This window comes from Paenibacillus sp. FSL W7-1088 (assembly GCF_037969855.1).
Taxonomy (GTDB): domain Bacteria; phylum Bacillota; class Bacilli; order Paenibacillales; family Paenibacillaceae; genus Paenibacillus.
This window is the reverse complement of record NZ_CP150216.1, coordinates 2478797-2499296: the sequence shown is the minus strand read 5'-3', so window position 1 is coordinate 2499296 and position 20500 is coordinate 2478797. Positions and strand designations below refer to the sequence as shown.

Below are 20500 nucleotides of genomic sequence, written 5' to 3'. Positions count from 1 at the left end.
CCGCCCCTCTCTGCTGTGTTATAAACTATTCCAGATCCAATTCCTATATATCGTATGAGAGGAACGGAGACAAGGCGCGGGATGGTGTCCGTAGGCATACACATTTATTTGTCCGTTTCATTGATGATTTGCACAAAACCATACAGAAAGCCCCGCCGGGAATCCAGCGGGGCTGTTCATATATCATTTAATTACATGCCTATGTTACGATCCGAATCAACGGAATCTGCCTGTTCCTTGTTCGGGAATGGCCACCAGTTGGCACGGCCAAACATTTTCACCATTACTGGAACGAAGAATGGCAGGAACAGCAGAGAATACAAGATCAGTCCGCTGAGTACAACCGTCGCAATCTGCATCATCGAAAGAACTCCCGATGGATACATTGCAGCGAAGGTACCACTCAGAATGACGGCTGCAGACAGGATGACCGTACCCATGTTTTTCATGGCATACAGCATGGCATCCTGGACTCTCATACCTTTGTTCTCATTGAAACGGTCCATCAGGAAGATGCTGTAATCCACTCCCAGTGCAATCAGCATGACAAAGCCGAAGAACGGCGTAACCCAACTGATACCCGAGAACCCGAGTATATTCACAAAGATCGCTTCAGTCAGGGCCATCGATGTGAAATACGCCAGCAGCAACGAGACGATCAGATACAGCGGCATAATAACCGAACGGAGCAGCAGGACCAGAATGATAAACGTTCCTGCAAGCATCAGCATAACCGTGCGCGTGTAGTCGTTGTTGGAGACTTCCTGCAGATCTGCAAACGTGCTGGTTACCCCGCCAATGGCAATATCCGCTTTTTCAAGCGCACTTCCCTGCACCGCACGATGTACCGCAGCTTCAATATCCGGAACACGATCAATCGCTTCGGTTCCGTATGGATTCTCCGCAAAAATAACGTCAATCGTCATCGTTTTCCGATCTTTGGACAGATACGTATCGAATACCTGTGTGAAGTCCTTACTATTCAGTGCTTCTTCAGGAACATACCAGCCTGCCAGATCGGAATCAGGCGAGTTCTGCAATTGTGTCAGGTAATCCTGTGCTGAATCGAGTCCACCGGAAACCTGTTTGATTCCATCTACACTCTGATTAAGACCATCTGTCAATTGCGTCAATTGACCACTGAGATCCGAGAAGCCTTGCTGAATTTTTTCCTGACCGCCCTGAAGCTGACCAAGTCCGTTCTGGATGGAAGGAATCTCACTAATCACTTTACCTTGACCGTCAGCGGCCTGTTTAAGCCCGGATTGCAACTGACTGATTCCGGTCACAATCTGACCCAGACCATCGGCAAGTGCCTTCTGACCGGATGCTGCGGAGGCAAAGCCTTCGTTCGCCTGATTGATTCCAGCCGCGGCTTCGCCCAGCTTGGTTTGAATTTGACCCAAACCTTGAGCGAGCTGTGCCGTGCCGGTACCTGTTTCACCAAGGGTGCCTTTGACCCGCTGATAATCGGCGTCTTGCAGCAAATCAGGATAGCGCTCCTCAAGCGCTGTGAACGATTCATTCAAGCTGGTCAACGCTGTAGATACACCTTTGAGCTGTTGTTGCAGTTCACCTACACCATCACCCAGTGCAGCGACACCTGCTCCTGCCTGACGATAGGCTTGAAGCAATTGATTGTTGGCCTTAGCCAGCTGATCTGCACTCGTTTTGGCTTTCTGCAGACCTGCTTTTAGATCCCCCGCGCCCGAGGAGCCGTCACGGATGCCTTTTTCAATCTGCTGAAGTCCTTCCGACAACTGTGTAATACCAGACTGCAATTGGGAAGTACCTTTGGTCAGTTCTCCAGCTCCATCCGCAGCTTCTTTAAGTTGCGGTTCATTTTTGCTTAACTGACTGCTGGCTTCGCTCAGACCATCACGGATTTTATCCAGACCCGTTTTACCTTCGCCCAAACCATCAGACAATGTCCCTACTTGCTGTGTCACTTCAAAATCTTTGATCTCATCACCGGTTGGACGTGTCATGCTGCGGACACCAGAGATCCCTGGCACTTTCTCCACTTCCCGGCTGATCTTTTCGGCGAGCGCCATATACTTGGCGTTATCCATAGCTTCATCATTTTGAATAACGACCTGACCCGGCAACGATTCACCCGGACCAAAGCTGTCCGAAATGATATTGAATGCTTTGACCGAATCATATTTCTCACCAATCTCATCGAGGCTGTTAAACGACAGTTTGCCGTCGTAAGTTGCCAGTAATGGCACACATACCGCTGCAACGATGAGCAGGGCTGCCCATGGACGTTTTAGGGAGAAACGACCTGCTGCACCATAAATCTTGCTCTCGGCATGCTCCAGTGAACCCTTGGAAGGCCAGAACAGCCTTTTGCCCAGCACTGCCATGAAAAATGGAACAATCGTCACTAATGCCAGCATCATCACGGCAATACCGACAGCCACCGCTACCGCGGAACGATACAGCATAAACTGTGCAAAGCCAATGGCAATGAATCCAACCAGCACGGCAAGTGCGGAGAAGAATACCGTTTTGCCTGCTGTGCGGTAGGTAGCAATGATGGCATCCCACGTATTTTCATGATGAGCCAATTCTTCCTTGAACCGGCTAATCAACAGGATGCAATAGTCCGTACCAATCCCGAACATGACCGCCACCATAAAGATCTGCGTAAACGTTGATATAGGGAAGTCTAGTCCGTCCACAAGGAACGCGACAATCTGCTGTGAAACAATGTAGCTGATCCCTACCGTAAGCAGTGGAACAAATGGAGCAACAAAAGAGCGGAATACAAGGAACAGGATGAGCAAAATAAATACAACAGTAATGTACTCCGATTTTTTGAGTCCTTCTTGGGAGCTTTCCACCGTATCCTCATCAATCAAGCCTTTGCCGGTTATGTAATGCTCCACATTGACCGATGACAAAACTTCATTAAGGTCTTCGCGCATTTCCTTGACCGTACGGTCTCCCTGATCAATGGAAAGCGACGTTAAGATCGTCTTGCCATCGGCAGAGATCATTTTGTCTGATAATTCAGGCTGAGAGAAAGGTTCCAGTATGGACAGAATACCCAGCTTCTCTTTTTCGGCCTCCAGTTTCTTAACGGCTTGTTCTGCCTCTGCTTTGCCGTCGGCACCCAAACCATCCGGATTATAAAATACAAGAGCCAACTGGCTGCCCTGCTGCTCTCCCTTTTGTGCTGCGGCTTCGTCCAGAATCGCCGCTGCCTGGGTGGAAGAGTGCCCTTCAGGAACCGAAAACTGTCCCTTTTCCCGAATCAATTCACTCATGTTAGGGGCGGTGAACATTAATACGGCAGCCACAACGACCCATAGCCCCATCAACCACCATCGCGCTTTCAAAATCGTTCTCATTCGTTCTCCTGTCCTCCTTCATGCGTTAGCAAAGCTGCAAGCTTCTCAAAAGATTCAATGAAGTTCTGAACCTCTTCCGGTTTGAAATGGACCAAGTACGGCTCCAGAATCTGCTGTATTTCCTGTTCTGTTTCCTTGTATACTTCCCGTCCATTGTCCGTCAGGGTCAAATAAACAACTCTGCGGTCGCGCTCATCCCCGGCCCGATGGACCAGATCCCGATCCACCAGCTTGTTGACCAGAGCTGTGATACTGCTCTTGCCCACACATAAAAGCTCTGCCAGATCAGAGGGCGTGCATAACGGCTTCTCCTCGATCAAACGAAGGGCACAGAACTGATCAGTAGTAATCGTTTGCCCCAATCGTTCGCGTATTTGGGTATCAAACCGTTTGGTTACCAGGAAAGAAGCGTCCAAATAGCGGTTAACCAAACTTCTAGCATCCGGTGTGTTCATTCTTCATTCTCCTTCCTCCAACATATAGTTCACTTACAGAACTATTCTTCAATGAAACTATTCTATAATGAAACTATATTGCAAAGCAATACGTTTTTCCTATTTTTTTTTAAACAAACGACAAAAAAACAGGACGTCCGACTCAGCTGCTTCGCCAAATCCAACATCCTGTTATGATTATGCTCTCTTTACGTTACACAGTAGTAGACAGTTACTAGTCTTCGTCTTGCTCTTCGTCTTTTTCCAGCACACAGCGGAATCGCTCCACACCCGGATACAGCTCACCCAGGCTGTACACCACAAATCCCGTATTTCGATAAAACTCTACCGCTTCCACATCGGTCTCTGCGATCAGTCTGTCGGGGTTATATTTGGCGAGCACCTGTGATATCATGCCACGACCATAATTTTTAAAACGATTCTCAGGCAGAACTGCAATATGATGAATAGTGATCTCACTCGTTCCTGTAGATTCATATCCAATCAGACCGATCAGCTGGCCTTCGTCTTCATAACCGTCCAAATGCAGCTCATCCTTATCAACATACTGTTGTAACGCACGATTCAACTGATCCGGGTCCGGAAAGACCGAGTAGGACAACAGCTCCTGCACTTCCGGCTCCTGTATGCGTGATTTTAAATCAATTAACACCCTGATTCCTCCTATTAACTTGCTTGATTCCGTTATCGTATTGTAGTCGTTAGCCATTAAAAGTTCAAGTCGTATGCCGTTTCAGCTCCGATTGGAGTTCAGACGCGATACCTTCAGCCACCTGGAATCCTGCCAAATGATATGCATCCAGCAGCGCACCTCCGACTGCGGGCACATGGCTGGTCATGTAATGAATTTGTTGTCCTCCCGGTTTATAGGCTGCATCCAGTCCCTTTCGGACGGCTTCCACCATATAAGGTGTACTCAGACAACTTCCTGTGAGCGTCATGCACACCTGCTGATCTTTAAAACACGATGCAAGCATCAAAATACCCACAACGGCCGTATCCGCTGCTGAATCACATACTCTGACCGCAAGAGGGATATGTTCGGCCGCTGCTTTGGTGACCAAAGGAGCCATCTGACCAAAGATCCGATTGATGGCCTGTCTATTTTCAGCAAAACCTGAAACGCCCAGTGCAGCAAGCTCCGGTATTGAAGTTACATTCCAATAAGCTAATATCTGCTCGATGAAGGGTTGGTCCTGCGGACCATAACGTCCAGCAAGGATGGAATGCACCGCGTCATAAGCCAAAAAACGGGCTGCTGTTGGCGCATAGTGGCCGAACTGGTCATTGCTGAGCCAGGTTCCTTATTCCGTTTTACCCATAATCAGAGAGCCCGTGCCTCCAATAGCTACAATGCCCGGCTCACCGCCAAAGGCTGCCGTATGTGCAATATGCGTATCATTTACTGCGCTGATTCTGCCCAATATACCGGTTTGGGCGAGTAAAGCTTCAGCCCAGACTGTATCCTCTGGCTGATCCAGGCCTGCCATTCCCGCCTGAATGGAGGCAATCTGCTCCACTTCTAACCCGGCTATGCGAATGGCTTCAGCGATGCCCTCCAATACATCCTGCTCTGCATTGGCATCATGATAGCGGTTGCAACCACCTTTTTGCACATAAGACAAGACCTTTCCATTCTCATCGGCCAATGCTACACGTGTATGGCTTCCCCCGCCATCCATTCCAATCACATATGTACTCATTCTGGATCCCCCATGTTGTGGTGTGATGATGTCCCCTGTCCCATAATGCTTCTCCTGATGTTTCGATCAAGCTACTCAATTAGTACGAACTGCCGGGACCCCACCCCACTATTCGATCCCGGCAGAACACTGCTACTGCTACTGCTTCTGTGCAGCGAAACGAAGCAGTTCACAACGGAACTGTGTCGGTTCGTCATATTTTTCCTCTTCGATCGTCTGTGTTACATGTTCCTGGAGCAGAATATTCCAATCCGAATAAGCCTTCTCCAGTAATGCGATAGCCTCAGCTGTGGGCAGATTCAATTCAATCAATGGCTCAATCTCCCGGCCTGTGTTGATTTCCTTTTCCTCTACACTCGTACTCATCGTGATACAATGAATGCCACCTGTACGAGTTCCCACTTGCAAACGTTCAATAGCCTCCACTAAGGCTTGTTTATTTGAAATATGTTCCAGACAAGAGCAAGCCGCAATATAATCAAAATGATTCGGCTCGATAGCGTAATGCTCAACATCGGCTTTCTCTGCTTGCACGATATGATCAACCTTATATTCTTTGGCATATTTGCGAAGTCCATCTACAGCCTCATCCAGCAAATCCACCCCGATTACTTCACTGTTCGTTTGCCCGAGGCGCTGTGCAATGGGTATCGTATGTCTGCCTACACCACATCCCAAATCGAGAACTCGCAGTTCCGTCTTATGGGCAAGTAGACGCTCAAGCATATCCATAACCATAGGCATGGGCCTTGCCATCCAGGTACCGGACGCGAATAATTCATTATTCTGATAGAAGTTGGAATGGTAACCTGCCTCTGCTTTCCGTGCAGCTTCAAATTGTTCATTTCCCATAAAAGCACCTCCATAGCTTAGAAGTTAATCGTCAATGTCCCCGAACCTGTGAACAGAATAATCGTGAGAATGACCATCACTACAAATGCCCCGGTTACGAGCAATTTACCTGTATCCTGCTTATACGTATTGTCATTAAATAACATGACGCCGCCAATGGTCATGGCTACCGGAGCAAGAAACAGTGTCAACAGAACAAGCAACACAATTGAATATCGATCCAATATTAATTCATCATTTTCAATCATGTACGGTTGCTCAGGCTGAGCCGTTTTGGTAGTAACCAGATTGCCGCAGGATTTGCATTTGAACTCATCCTCTGCCATTTTTTCATGACAATACGAACAAACTCTAGGTGTATAGGGCATCTCGCACCTCCCTTTAGGTACATCTTCTACTTAATACCCAGGATGCTTAATTGGAATCAGATGAATGATGATACTGCAGAAGAAGGCGATAGGTTTTTGGTCAAAAAGGATTCAAGCACCTCTTCATATCGGGTACGATCCACTTGAAACGCTGTTCCATGACCCGCACGAGGGATAGTCAACAATTCCTTTTCTGTCGGACATGCTTCATATAGTCTGTAAACCATTTCTGTCGGTACAAACGTATCTGCCTCACCGTGAATAAAAAGAACGGGAACTTGAACTTTGGCGAGTTGAGTTAATGCCGATGCCTCCCCAAAGAAGTAGCCCGCCTTCCATTTGGAAATAAGACTGGTAACGGGAATAAACGGAAATGCAGGCAACTTGTATAGCTGCTTGAGCTGGAAGGTTAATTCCTCCTTCACGGAGGTATAAGCACAATCCGATACGATGGCCTTCACCTGATTAGGGAGAGCTTCACCGCCTGTCATCAATACTGTAGCCCCTCCCATTGAAATTCCATGCAAGATGATCTCCGTCTCCGTGCCAACCTTGCCCTGAACCCAATGAATCCATTGAACATAATCTTTACGGTCCAGCCAGCCGAATCCGATGATGTCACCTTCGCTTTGTCCATGACCACGATCATCCGGCATCAGTATATTGTAGCCCCGTTTTTCAGCATAAAAGCGGGCAAAACCCGCCATCTCCCTGCCTTTTCCCGAATAGCCATGGGCCAGAATAACCGTCGGCTGCTGCAATCCACTGTGGGAAGGAAGCCATGTTCCATGCAGCTTTAATCCGTCATGTGATTCAATATTTACATCTTCGGTTGGCTGCGTATCAAGCCACGTCAAGTCTGATGCACTGCTGATTATTTCGTTATCCGGTTCGGGCATGAGGTTCGGATTATCGACCAGAAATGATTTTGGAGCACGCCGAATGGCGGTTTTGAAGAAGTAAAGTCCTCCTAACCATAGTAAGGCAAGAACGACTAGCACCAGAACGGCAAGGCCGTATAATAGCATGAACATTTCCCTCTCTTTCAGTCAATCTTCCACGTGAAACAAGTATGTATATTATCTATCGTTTGGCAATTTCTCCGTACACGGATGGTGATTGCCACTTCTGGATCATGTTCTTCAGAGCTTCAAGCGTGAAGGGTTTGCCCATAAAATCATTCATCCCGGCTTCGAAACATTTCTCTTTCTCTCCATCCATCACATTTCCTGTCATCGCAATAATCGGAATAGGATTCCACATCTTATCCAGCTCTATGGCTCGGATATGGCGTGTCGCCTCCAGTCCGTCCATTACTGGCATCATGTTATCCATCAGGATCATACTATATTTTTTGCTGAGAAAAGCCTCACTAGCCTCTTCCCCATTGGAAACGGCATCCACCTCGGTCATGCCTAGCTTTTTGAGCTGCATCAGCACAACCTGCCGATTGATAACGTTATCGTCTGCCAGCAAGATTGATATCGGAATGGATATATGGCCTTGCTCCTCCTGATTTTCCTTGCCGCCGCGAATCATCTGATGGGGTAACGGTTCAATCGTTCTGCGCGATGAGTTCATCTCGCCATGTTCATTAGACATCACTTGATCACTCTCCTAATCACGAATTATGCAATACTGCATTACGAAGGCTTCACTCATCCAATCGTTTCCAGCAGCTGCAACAGCCTCGACCTTATCCGTTAAATATAACCATCTATTCATTATACATGAACGACGAATGGCATACATTCATATAAAAAAACTGACCTGCGTTATTAACGCAAGTCAGTTTTCCCCTCTGCAGCGAGTCCAAGCTTTTTTAACAAACAAATCGCATCCGCCTTTTCCGAAGGTTCCAGTCCATCCACCGCATCAATGATCACCTGGTGGTGCTGAGGAAAGATTTGTGTAAACAAATGTCTTCCTTCCTCCGTCAATTCAGCGTATATGACACGCCGATCTTCCTTGGATGCTCGACGAATCAGCAGATTTTTATTCTGAAGCTTATCCACAACATACGTAATATTACCGCTGGACATTAACACTTTCTCACCGATCTTTTGCAACGCCTGCGGCCCTTTATGGTATAACAAATCAAGCACGCCAAATTCTGTCGTATTCAGTCCATGACTCTGGATATCCCGGTTGGACCTGGATGTAACGGAATTGTATGCGCGAGCGAGAACCACAAATAATTGTAAAGACAGTTCCCGATTGTCCTCGTTGTTCGGCATTTCTTAATCCTCCATCAGTTGTTTACATTTCGACCTGCGCCTGAAGATTGGTTCTGCTCCCACTCTTCGCGCAGCATTCCCATACGAATTGAATCATAATGTTTGCCATCCACGATGCGGCATTTGCGCATGCGTCCTTCCACCTGCAGTCCCGCCTTCGAAGCTGAACGCATCATTCGTTCATTGCCCGACCATGTTGTTAATCCAACCCGGGCTACGGGCAATTGCGCGAATAAGTGACTGGACCACATCTGAAGTACTCGCGTGCCGATCCCGCGCCCCCATTGGGCTGATCGATATAACACTATTCCCATTTCCAGCCACATGGATGGACGATGTTCCCAATAATAGCTGATTGTACCGACGATTCGGTCATTCAGCTCAATAATTCGAATGGAGTCCGGATCAGAGTTGCTCTCAGTTGCTTCAAGTCTTCTTAACATGCTCCGTTGGAAGTCTTCGTAGCTCTCATGTTCAAGGGCATAATATGGCGCATCCCATTGCTTCCATTCCGGTACGTCTTCACTGTAGATCAATTCATAGAGTTCAGTCAGATCCTCTTTCTCCATACATCGAAGAACAATCTCACCATCCACTAGCGGGTTTTCCCTCATCTATGCAATGACCTCACTTTCCGTTCATGAACGATGACGCTCATCGATGCTGCCATCATCCTTCGCAAGAATGACGGTGTCCGCCATGTTAATAAACAATCCATTATCGACAACACCTGGGAGCATGTTTAACTGAACGTTAAGCTCCGCTGCATGTTCTATGGCTTCCATGCGGCAATCCGCAATGAGGTTTCCATTATCCGTAAGATAACGTTGATCCCCGTCCATGCGCCATTCCGGTTGACACCCGAGTTTCTCCAGCGCCTGGAAGGTCCATTCAGATGCAAAAGGAACCACTTCAACCGGCAACGGGAATTTTCCAAGCTTTTGTACGGCTTTGCTGCCATCAGCCACAATAATCAGTTTGTCGCTGTTTGCAGCGACAATTTTCTCGCGCAAAAGCGCACCGCCGCCACCTTTGATCAGGTTAAACCCAGGATCAACTTCATCTGCACCATCAATGGTCAGATCCAGACGTCCAATTTGATCAAATGGAACGATCGGAATTCCCCACTCTTTGGCGAGCTTGTCCGATGCTTCCGAAGTAGCTACAGCCTGAATGTTTAACCCTTCTCGTACCCGCTCACCAATTCGACAAATAGCGTAATACGCCGTTGACCCTGTACCCAATCCAACCTTCATTCCATCTTGAACATATTCTGCCGCGCGCTCAGCTGCTATCTGTTTAAGATTCATCTATAAACCCCCGCCTGCTCATGATTTGAGAAATGCATACTGTAGTTATTATAGATAAAACCGCTTCCGATGTATATCTGTGCATGACGTATTGAACTGGGAAACTTGGCCTGTTTCTCTGCTTCACATGTGTCGTTGATCCTTCTTATGTAAATTCTTGGTTAGATTCTCCTCCCTGATATCTTATTGGTGTGGCAGAAGAAAGTCCGTTTTCTGTCATTTTCACTATTTTTTCAATGTTTAAGGATGTTTTTTGACCCACCATGTTATAGAATACAGAATGAAACTAAAAAATGGGAATTATTTTAAATAAACAGTTCTAAATACCTACATCTCACTTCCATATGTCCATAAATACGTAAAATATTAAAAAAGTTTTAACAAAACTATTCAATTTGACGACATTTTATACGACATATTAAGTATAGATGTGTTTTAATAATTAGACACCTATGGGTATCTAGGTAAAAATATCTCTACATAGCGACCAGGAACCCAAGACCATGGTCGCACATTTTACCTTTGGAGGGGATAAGGAAATGACTTAATTTGCATCATGAAGACAGCAGCATATTATCAATTCAAAGAAGATCAGGAGTGGACTTTAGTGAAATCATTAAGTTGGAAAAGCATGTCTTTTTTCTCCAAAAATCTGTTACTCTCATTTACTAACATTATTATTATTGGCGTGGCACTTATTGCCAGCAGCTATTACTTTCAAAAAACGATTCTCGTTGACCAGCTACATGGTCAAGTAGAACAAATCACCAAAAAATGGGCAGAGGGCATTGATTCCACCGAAGTACAGGCTGCTATTACAGAAGCCAATTATGATGGAAAAGCACAAACCAAATTGCGTGCCTATTTCGATGAAATGCAGCAATATTATCCCAACATTGCACAAGCCTACATCTTTGGTGTCGAGCTGGGTGGAGATAACAAGCGTTTAACATCCCTTGTTGCCATGCCAACCAATCTGAAGGAAGCCTTCCAGAGTGAAAATGTAAAAATCGGCGACATGTATGAACAGCCCGTCGTTGTAGCAAATGCACTGAAAGAAATGCTGAATACGGATCGCCCGACGTTCACCACATTTTATTCCGACGATTTCGGTACATGGACAACCATTGCTTACCCGATCAAGGATAGCAACGGCAAGATTTACTCTTACTTTGCAGTCGATGCAGACGCATCAGCAGTACCTGCCGGACTGAACAAATTGCTCAAGAACGGAATTATCATTCTGATAGCGTTCCTGCTGTTATTCCTGATTATCCAATATCTTGTTGTCAAAAACACGCTTTCCCCTATTCGTCACCTGATCAAAGGGATTGATGACGTAAGTCGGGGTAATTTGAATGTCAAAATTCCGACAGGCAAAGACGATCTGGGCATTGTGAACGAAAAGTTCAATACCATGGTACGCAAGATCAACGACACCATCGTCAAAGTGCAAATCACTTCGCAAGAAGTTAACGAGTCTGCCAAGGAGCTGTATGAAGTCTCCGAGAGAAACAGCGAGAATGCTGATTCTATCAATAACAACGTTACTCAGATTACATCCAACATTCGTGCACAGGAACAGGCAACCCGGGACAGTGCCCGTGCGATGTCCGAGATGGCTATCGTCATTCAGACTATTGCCAGCAGTTCAGCTAGTGTAGCTGACGAGGCATATGAGATGGAACGCCGTTCTCAACAAGGAAACACTGTGGTTCGTCAGGTGTCAGAGCAGATGAATCTGATTACGGAATCTGTTAAAAACACTGCTTCAGCCATTCAGGTTCTGGAGAGCCGTTCTCAGGAAATTGGCGATATTCTGAATATCATTTCAGGTATTTCCAGCCAGACCAACTTACTTGCACTCAACGCCTCCATTGAAGCGGCACGTGTTGGTGAAGAAGGCCGAGGATTCGCGGTTGTAGCAGGTGAAGTACGTAAACTTGCTGAGCAGTCGGAACAATCCACGAGCCAGGTTGCTGTACTGATCCAGGAGATTCAGGCTGAAATCAGACAAGCCGTTCGTGCGATGGAACAAGGAACGTCTGAAGTGGATACCGGGCTCAGCGTAGCTGATCAAACCGGTCAATTGTTCGAAGAAATTTTGGAAGCTGCCAAGAAAGTATCGAATCAGATTCAGGAAGTGTCCAGCGCTACAGAAGAAATTTCTGCAGGTACAGAAGAAATGACCGCAACTGCGGATGATTTGTCTGCCAGTGTGAGTAAAACAGCTGAAAACAGTGAACGGATTTCTTCATCCGTTGATGAACAAAAAGCGTCTCTGATTACGCTTGTTGATTCCTCTACCCGTTTGAACAGCATGTCCGAGGAACTGCAAGAACTGATTTCGCATTTTAATGTAAGCAAACTATAATTCAACCCACATCTTGAACGGTTTGAACCAAGGAGGAACAACTGAAGTGGTCGAAAATCAATCATCATCTCCCCAAACAGTGGAATCTGGCCTGCCGGTTCTTCAGATTCCACTGGATTTTGGGCGCCGTCAACAATCATTTAAATACGAGTCTGCTCATATCTCACTGGAATCGTCCCTGATTCGGGAACTAAAACAAAAATTCGGCTCAGAAGGCATGTATCCAGCATTATTGTCTGCCTACGCAGCATTGTTGTTCCGTTTATCAGCCGAGCAGGAACTTGCCATTGGCACACTGGCTCCCGATCAGGCAGCTTCCCATGTGTTATTGCAGATTCAAGGCAAGTTAACCTTTAACGAGCTGATTCATCAGATTTCAGATCAACTCCAGCAGCATTACACGCCCCAAACCGGAGGCAATCCGGAAACGCTGTTCATGTTTAACAGTGTACAGCTGCCTAAAGCTCCTCAAATGTTAAATTGGAATGTTCGTGATGATCAGGATATGCTCACACTGGATCTGTTCTATGACAGTTCACTTCTTCATGAAGCTACGATCACAAGATATGCAGAGTATTATCAGACTCTTCTTCTGGCTATGCTGCGTGACAAGGACAAAGCCATCGGTACAGTGGACATTTTATCCGCTTCAGATCGACTGCTATACCGGGAAATGAATGATACCACCGTTCTCGAACCGGAGCATCAGACCATTCATGGCTGGTTCGAAGCAACAGCAGCAGAATATCCGGAATCGCCAGCAATTACTTCATCAACTGGTCGATACACCTATAGAGAACTGAACGAACGTGCCAATCAGGTTGCCCGTGTGCTGTTATCCAATGGTTTGCAAAAAGGAGAATTCGTCAGCATCTTTATGGAGCGGAGTTTGGAAACGATTATTTCTTTGCTCGGTATTCTCAAAGCTGGCGGAGTATATGTTCCTGTTGATCCTGAGCATCCACAAGAACGCAACAGTTATATTGTCGAAGATACAGCTTCATCATTTGTCCTGACCAAAGAATCCTCTTTACCTGAAGCTTCACGTTTATTCTCAGGAATTACTACCGTTCGCCAAATCCTGGCCGTGGATGGACGCCTTGCCGGATTTGCAGCAAGCAACCCCAACCTGGATATTCAGCCAGACGACCTGGCGTATATCATCTATACCTCGGGATCTACCGGCAAACCGAAAGGTGCACTTATTGCCCATCGGGGTGTTGCCAATCTCGGTAGTGTGGTGCAAAGGGATTGCGATATTCAACCAGGTGACGTATTAACCCAGTTTGCTACATACAGCTTCGATGCATCAGTGTGGGATACGATTGGCGCCTTGTTCTACGGAGCAGAACTGTACCTGTTGTCGGCGGAAGAACGTGTATCCGTCGAGGAATTTGCGAGTGCAATTGAGCGCACAGGCACAACCATTATTACGATACTGCCAACCATCTTTTTCAACCAGCTTGCTTCCTTCCTGTCTGAAGAAGGCTTCCACAAGCTGGCCAAAGTCAAAATCATTACGGTGGCTGGTGAAGCACTCTATGGTGAGCAGGTTCGTGCCTTCCAGCGCAAGTTCGGCAACCAGATTGATATCGTCAATGTATACGGACCTACGGAATGTACGGTAGCGACAGCGACCCACCGAATTAGTGAGCAAGTTCCAGAAAGTGTCGTTAACATTCCAATCGGCAGACCGATTCATAACTATAAAGTGTATATCGTCAATGAAGAACAGCAGTTATGCCCGGTAGGCGTTCCTGGAGAGGTATATATAGCAACACCCGCTTTGGCCAAAGGTTATCTGAACCAGCCTGAGCGTACAGCGCAGGCATTCATTGATAATCCCTTTGCTATCGATGAGAAAATCTATAAATCTGGCGATATTGCCAAAATGCTCGATAATGGATTGCTGGAGTATGTCGGACGCAGTGACTCCCAGTTAAAAATCCGGGGTCACCGGATTGAGATTGGAGAGATCGAGGATCATTTTGCCCGTCTGGATCAGGTTCAGGATGTTGCCGTGATTCCGAAGAAGGAATCGGATGGTCAAAACATGCTCGTAGGGTACTTTACATCCAAGGATGGCAGTACGCTTTCCGTTGCAGACATTAAAGCCGAGCTAACGGCTAAGCTTCCTTCCTATTTTGTACCGAAATGGATTTGTCAGCTGGATGAAATGCCGATCGCACCGACAGGCAAAATCAATCGTAAAGCGATGGTATCTCTGCCTCACGTAGAGCGTCATGAAGATCGACCTGATCGGGTACTGCCGGAGACGGAAACCGAAGCGATTATTCTGGAATCCTGGAAAGAAATTCTTCAACACGATGACTTTGGTGTGGAGGACAGCTTCTTCGCCATTGGTGGTGATTCTCTACGTGTCATCCATGTATTGGTCATTCTGAAGCCGCATTATCCACAGCTGAAAATTGCTGACTTTTTTGCCGAGAAAACGATTCGTGCCTTGGCACAACGTGTGGAGACGCTGGCTCAAGCTACAGAAGAAACTTCCCACTCCTCAGTAAATGACGGCGTGATCACCCAATTGTCAGAACATCCTGTAGAGCTGAGAACCCAGATTGGATATCCGGATATTCTGAATCCCGAGCATGTGCTCCTAACTGGGGCTACCGGATATCTTGGATCCCATGTGCTGCAACAGTTGATTCTAACTTCGAATACACGCATCTATACTCTTGTTCGCCGCCCCGCAGACGGAAGTTCTGCGATGGAACGACTGAGCAGCGTCATGAAAGGTTACTTTGGACCGGAACTGCTACCTCTCCTCGCATCCCGCGTCGAGATTATCGAAGGCGATCTGGAACAACCGAATCTTGGTCTTTCAGCAGAGCAGACAACATACGTGCAAGAACGAATTGACCGTGTGATACACTGTGCCGCCGACGTACGACATTTCGGGGATGCAGCACAATTCGCCAAAACCAATGTAGATGGTACCATTGCCTTGCTTAAGCTTGTTCGCAGCAAACCGGGTGCCTCCTTCCACCATGTATCCACGATGGGAATACCGGAAGATCTTGCACTCAGTGGACAGTGGGAATCCTCATTGCAATATGATCGCTTCCCAGCGGATCTGCATGTGGACAACCTGTACTCGGACAGTAAACTTGAAGCAGAGAAGGTGCTTATGCTTGCTGCCGAAGAGGGTGTACCTGTGAGCATCTATCGTGCAGGTAATCTGACCTGTCATTCCGAGACAGGACGTTTCCAGTCTAATATCGATAGCAACGCCTTTTATCGTATGATTAAAGCAATGTTATTGCTGGGCAAAGCTCCGGCAGCCGACTGGATGGTTGATTTTACACCTATTGATTATGCAAGCCAGGCGATTGTACATCTGGCATTACGCCAGGACACAGCAGGACGGGTATTCCATATCTGTAATCCGGAGCCAATCAGCTACGATGATCTGATTCGTTCTGTGAATCGGGCCGGTTATGAAGTGGAAACTCTTCCTTTTGCAGAGTACACCAACTGGTTGTTCGATGGCAGTGTCAGCAAGGACCCTGAGGCGCTTCAACTGGCTATCGCCCAGCTTGAAGGAGACGGTGCCAAGGATTCTGCATACGTGTATGCCTCACCTGTAACAACTGCTTATGTGGAACCAGCCGGCATCACATGCGCCAAAACCGATGATCGTTTCATCTCAAAAATGCTCGAACATGCCATCGAGATTGGTTATTTCCCTAAGGCCGTCCGACCGCAGTTTGGCACTTCTCCAAAGATGGAATAAATCCAAAACAGTAAATGCATATTGTGCATCCATTGATGCATACAAAGAAAGCCACCTCAACGTCAGTGATGACGGATAAGGTGGCTTTTTTCCTTCAGGAAGACTTTTTAAATCCAGCGGATCAAGGCAATGACAGCCAAATGTGCAGGATAAAAATAACGCCAAATCCAACGCGGACCTTTCAGACGGAACCCTGCGTTATAATACTGGGCAATGGCAATACCTGCGGTAGCAATTACGCTGTACATCTGAATAGAGCTGCTGTGCAGATAAATGTATAAAACATTTAAGAGCAAATGAGCCATTACCAGTACAGGACCCTGGAAATAACGGAACAGCAATACAAGCAGTAATCCATACATACCATAATCCATATGGGTCATCTCCATGACCACACCAGCCACGATCACAATTGGAATTCCCAGCAAACGGACCGGAAGTTTATCGAGCACGAGCAATACAAGCAGGGCAGACCACAATGTCCATACCACATTCAGTGAAAAATGATTAAATGCCGCCATAAAAGGTAATTGAGAGATCACTGCTATCCAGAATAACCGCCATATGTATTTGTGTACGTTGCGAGTATGTTTATAACCGATATACACAGCAAAAGCATAGATTGGAAAAGCAATCCGACCAATGATTCGCAGCTCCCCCACCTGTGGATAAAAGACGGCTCCGATATGATCGATCAACATCGTGATCATGGCTATCCATTGCATCATTTTGTGCTAATCCCTCCTGCTTATCCTGAACTTTGATGTTCTCCAAATCTTTCTTATATCTGAAGTTCATAATACATGAATTTGGTGTCCAGCGTATAGCCTTCCGACTCATATAACGCCTGAGCCTTCTTGTTGCTTAGCGCCGTAGAGAGCGCTATGCGCACAGCTCCACTCTCTTTCCCCAATAGTCGTGCAGCTTGCAGCAGCTTACGCGCAACGCCTCGCTTCCGATGATCCGCATGTATGTACAAATCATTAAGTACCCAGATTGGCCTCATGGACACTGAGCTAAAGCTGGGATACAGCTGTACAAATCCACCAAACTCAGCCAATAAAGGCATCGCCGTCAAGCTGCAATCACCTGCCTTTTCTGCATCCACTTCCGATTCTGCTATCAAAATAACAGATTCACTGCGTTCCATACGTTCTCTGATATATGCTCTCGCTCCGTTTAGATCTGTAAGCTGATTGTAAAACATCCTATATTCATTGAATAACCGTGCCACTCCGTTAACATCGCTAAGCTCAGCACGTCTGATCCGATACGCCATCTTCCCTCATCTCCTTATGTAATATGTCTACCCGCTTCATTCCACCCTCTTATTTTAAGGCAGAACTGACGATCTCCCCATTCATCATCTGCATCAAAGTTTGTAATATATTTCGATAATCCAAACTTAAAAGTATATTTCATTGGAAGCGTCGCACACTATAGTCAGATTACAGGCTCAGCATTACAGCATAGGGAGGCGAAACTGAAATGGAAAAGGACAATATCTATGAACAGGTTAAAGCGCTCTTGCTGGGTGTTGCCGACATGATCTATCAGCCATTTCAGGTCGGACCTTATCGCTGTGAACTCATTTATATTCAGTCCATAGTGGACACCCCTACTATGCGGGAAGCCATTATTAAGCCTTTGCTTGAGGAAGCCTCCCGAAATGAAATAGATCATCAATTCATTACTCGTATCGTGACCGGTTCCTTTTTCACCCTTAACAGCCACCACTCGAATTCAGCAGAATCCATAGTGGATGATATTGTGTCAGGTAATGCAGCCTTATATATCGAGGGTATTTCGGGCATGATCCATTTCGCTCTCCAAAATTATCAAAGGCGTTCCGTAGCGGAATCAACCAACGAAGTTGTAATTGTTGGTCCTCAGGAAGCCTTCATCGAAGATGTTCATGTAAATATGTCACTGCTTCGGCACAAGATTAAGCATCCCGATTTCAAAATGATCAAGTTCACCGTTGGAAAATATACCAAAACCGAGGTATTCGTTGTCTATATCCAAGGGTTATGCAAGCCAGACATTTTGGAAAATGTATTGGAAAGCCTTGGTAATATTGATATGGACAGCAGTTTGGGCGTAAGTTATCTGTCTGAATTTCTGGAGGACCATCCCCTCTCTCCTTTTCCGCAATATCAATATACCGAACGTCCCGATACGGTTGCTGCTGCACTGGTTGAAGGGCGGATCGGAGTCATGCAGGACGGAACACCGTTTTCCCTGCTCATTCCCGTAACCTTTTTCTCATTAATGCAGTCTTCGGAAGACTATTATCAACGATTTTATTCTGCCTCCTTTATCAGAATTATTCGTCTGCTGTTTGCCTTTATAGCCTTCCTGCTGCCATCCTTTTATGTGGCTGTTACCACATTTCACCCGGAAATCATTCCGACCAACCTGCTGATTACGATCGCTTCTGCTAGGGAGAACATTCCCTTTCCCGCCCTCATTGAAGCGCTCATTATGGAAGTGACCTTTGAAGGTTTGCGTGAAGCGGGGATTCGTATTCCGAAGCCGCTGGGGCAAACGGTTTCCATTATTGGCGGGATTGTTATTGGTCAGGCGGCCGTACAGGCAGGAATTGTCTCCGCACCACTCGTTATTGTCGTATCCATCACAGGTATTGCCGCCTTTATCATCCCGCACTTCGAACTCGGACTGGCTTTCCGGCTGCTTCGTTTTCCGGTGCTATTTATGGGTGGAACGCTGGGTCTGTTCGGCATCGTAATTTCGATCTATCTGATCTATTGGTATATGGTTAATCTGCGTTCATTTGGCGTGCCATACATGCAGCCCTTTGCCCCCCTTGTGCTGCGTGATATCAAGGATACAATCGTTCGTGTGCCCTGGTTTCTGATGAAGAAGCGACCAGCAGCTTACGAAGATGCGAATAAGAAAAGGCAAAAAACATGAAAACATTGATGATTACGTGCAAACTGAGTGTTGTTTTGATGTGCATTTTACTGTGCAGCGGCTGCTGGTCCAAAGTAGAGATAAATGAACGTACCTTTATTACGACCATGTATGTAGATAAAGGAGAAAAGCCGGGTGAAATTGATATTTCACTAAGTATGCCTCTGCCGAACCGCATCTCTCCGGAAGGAACGGGAGGACCCGGGAAAAATCCATATGCTCTCGTTTCGGCTACCGCATCCACCATCGCTGATGCTATGGAGAAAATCCAAACGGACCTCACACGAAAAATGTCCTGGGGGCATACACGGGTCGTGGTATTCGGTGAAGCATACGCCAGAGAGGGAATTCAAGATACGATGGAATGGATCTCACGTGAACCTTTGTTCCATCTTAGCAGTTACATCATGGTTGCGAAGGGCCGAGCCAGAGATGTAGCTGATCTGACTCCCGTTTTCGAAGAAACACCCAGTGATGTGTTAAGAGAATTTGCAACAGAAGAAAACATGCTAAAAACGCAAATGCTCAGTGTACTTATGGCTGACAAAATGAATCAGGGCTTTGCCGCCCCCTTGCTGGAATCAAGAGGAACCACGATGGCAAGTGAGGATAATAAACGTAAGCAATGGACCAGTCAGGTAGGTGGTGCTCTTTTCAAACAGATGAAGATGGTTGATTCGATCCCTCCCGATGAAGCAAGGAGCATTGCCTGGGCCAATCGCAAATTGGATACTTTGGCTGTCTCCGTGGAAACCGAGGATGAAAAAGCAAGTATGACGGTCTATAATACGAGTTCCAAAATCAAGGTTAGACTTGTAAATGGACAGCCTTTCTTTGATATTACTTTACGGGGGCAAGCAGAACTGAATTCCGTAATTCCGATTCTCAAGGTAAAAGATATTGTGGGTGTCAAACAGATCGAGCAAAAGGCCAATGAAAAGGTGAGTTCCTATCTAACAAACGCAATTAGAACAGGCCAACGCAAGAAAGCCGATATTCTGATGCTTGGGTATCGCCTGGAATGGGCATATCCTCGGATCTGGGAACAGTTGCGTCCCGTTTGGAATGATTATGTCAAAAACGAATTGCAGTTTAAGGTGCGTGCCCAGATTAACATCCAGTTTGTAGGTTCGGAATCCAGCTACTGATAGGGA

Annotated in this window: 18 protein-coding genes; 4 read left to right on the top strand and 14 right to left on the bottom strand. The window is 46.5% G+C overall.

Annotation, left to right across the window (positions count from 1 at the left end):
* Positions 1-191: 191 nt before the first annotated feature.
* The 12 genes from MKY42_RS11450 to rpiA form a co-directional block, all read right to left on the bottom strand.
* A complete protein-coding gene (locus MKY42_RS11450) occupies positions 192-3359 on the bottom strand; it encodes an MMPL family transporter (RefSeq protein ID WP_179265193.1) in 3168 nt (1055 codons plus the stop codon).
* Complete coding sequence (locus MKY42_RS11445) at positions 3356-3814, bottom strand: MarR family transcriptional regulator (RefSeq protein WP_090895824.1); 459 nt, start codon at positions 3812-3814, stop codon at positions 3356-3358. The genes MKY42_RS11450 and MKY42_RS11445 overlap by 4 nt, the downstream gene beginning before the upstream one ends.
* Positions 3815-4028: 214 nt before the next feature.
* Positions 4029-4466, bottom strand: coding sequence for a GNAT family N-acetyltransferase (locus tag MKY42_RS11440; RefSeq protein WP_090895821.1), 438 nt, complete (start codon positions 4464-4466; stop codon positions 4029-4031).
* A gap of 64 nt (positions 4467-4530) precedes the next feature.
* Positions 4531-5061, bottom strand: a complete 531-nt coding sequence (locus MKY42_RS11435) for a hypothetical protein (RefSeq protein ID WP_339851097.1) — start codon at positions 5059-5061, stop codon at positions 4531-4533.
* Between the two features lie 57 nt (positions 5062-5118).
* Positions 5119-5517, bottom strand: a complete 399-nt coding sequence (locus tag MKY42_RS11430; protein ID WP_090895816.1) for a BadF/BadG/BcrA/BcrD ATPase family protein — start codon at positions 5515-5517, stop codon at positions 5119-5121.
* 138 nt (positions 5518-5655) lie between these two features.
* Positions 5656-6369 carry a class I SAM-dependent methyltransferase gene (locus MKY42_RS11425; RefSeq protein WP_090895814.1) on the bottom strand — a complete coding sequence of 238 codons (714 nt, stop codon included), beginning with the start codon at positions 6367-6369 and terminating at the stop codon, positions 5656-5658.
* Positions 6370-6386: 17 nt separating this feature from the next.
* A complete protein-coding gene (locus tag MKY42_RS11420) occupies positions 6387-6737 on the bottom strand; it encodes a hypothetical protein (protein WP_090895812.1) in 351 nt (116 codons plus the stop codon).
* A gap of 56 nt (positions 6738-6793) precedes the next feature.
* Positions 6794-7771, bottom strand: coding sequence for an alpha/beta hydrolase (locus tag MKY42_RS11415; RefSeq protein ID WP_339851091.1), 978 nt, complete (start codon positions 7769-7771; stop codon positions 6794-6796).
* A 49-nt stretch (positions 7772-7820) separates the two neighbouring features.
* The gene (locus tag MKY42_RS11410) at positions 7821-8339 is read right to left on the bottom strand and encodes a response regulator (protein ID WP_339851088.1); all 519 of its coding nucleotides are present in this window, start codon (positions 8337-8339) and stop codon (positions 7821-7823) included.
* 176 nt (positions 8340-8515) lie between these two features.
* On the bottom strand, positions 8516-8974 hold the full coding sequence (locus tag MKY42_RS11405; RefSeq protein ID WP_339851085.1) for a MarR family transcriptional regulator: 459 nt from the start codon (positions 8972-8974) through the stop codon (positions 8516-8518).
* Positions 8975-8988: 14 nt separating this feature from the next.
* Positions 8989-9588, bottom strand: coding sequence for a GNAT family protein (locus MKY42_RS11400; RefSeq protein WP_090895804.1), 600 nt, complete (start codon positions 9586-9588; stop codon positions 8989-8991).
* A gap of 24 nt (positions 9589-9612) precedes the next feature.
* Positions 9613-10284: a ribose-5-phosphate isomerase RpiA gene (gene rpiA / locus MKY42_RS11395; protein ID WP_339851080.1), complete on the bottom strand. Its 672-nt coding sequence runs from the start codon at positions 10282-10284 to the stop codon at positions 9613-9615.
* A gap of 631 nt (positions 10285-10915) precedes the next feature.
* Between rpiA and MKY42_RS11390 the strand changes: the two genes are divergently transcribed.
* Both MKY42_RS11390 and MKY42_RS11385 read left to right on the top strand, forming a co-directional pair.
* The gene (locus MKY42_RS11390; protein ID WP_090902121.1) at positions 10916-12658 is read left to right on the top strand and encodes a HAMP domain-containing methyl-accepting chemotaxis protein; all 1743 of its coding nucleotides are present in this window, start codon (positions 10916-10918) and stop codon (positions 12656-12658) included.
* Positions 12659-12704: 46 nt separating this feature from the next.
* A complete protein-coding gene (locus tag MKY42_RS11385) occupies positions 12705-16412 on the top strand; it encodes an amino acid adenylation domain-containing protein (RefSeq protein ID WP_339851077.1) in 3708 nt (1235 codons plus the stop codon).
* Between the two features lie 107 nt (positions 16413-16519).
* Here the strand turns inward: MKY42_RS11385 and MKY42_RS11380 are convergent, their stop codons facing one another.
* Together MKY42_RS11380 and MKY42_RS11375 are read right to left on the bottom strand one after the other, a co-directional pair.
* Positions 16520-17140, bottom strand: a complete 621-nt coding sequence (locus MKY42_RS11380) for a TraX family protein (protein ID WP_339851075.1) — start codon at positions 17138-17140, stop codon at positions 16520-16522.
* Positions 17141-17193: 53 nt separating this feature from the next.
* The gene (locus MKY42_RS11375; RefSeq protein ID WP_339851073.1) at positions 17194-17691 is read right to left on the bottom strand and encodes a GNAT family N-acetyltransferase; all 498 of its coding nucleotides are present in this window, start codon (positions 17689-17691) and stop codon (positions 17194-17196) included.
* Between the two features lie 209 nt (positions 17692-17900).
* Here MKY42_RS11375 and MKY42_RS11370 point away from each other — a divergent pair, with 209 nt between their 5' ends.
* Positions 17901-19346 carry a spore germination protein gene (locus MKY42_RS11370; RefSeq protein WP_090895797.1) on the top strand — a complete coding sequence of 482 codons (1446 nt, stop codon included), beginning with the start codon at positions 17901-17903 and terminating at the stop codon, positions 19344-19346.
* Positions 19343-20494 carry a Ger(x)C family spore germination protein gene (locus MKY42_RS11365; RefSeq protein WP_090895795.1) on the top strand — a complete coding sequence of 384 codons (1152 nt, stop codon included), beginning with the start codon at positions 19343-19345 and terminating at the stop codon, positions 20492-20494. The genes MKY42_RS11370 and MKY42_RS11365 overlap by 4 nt, the downstream gene beginning before the upstream one ends.
* Positions 20495-20500 lie beyond the last annotated feature (6 nt).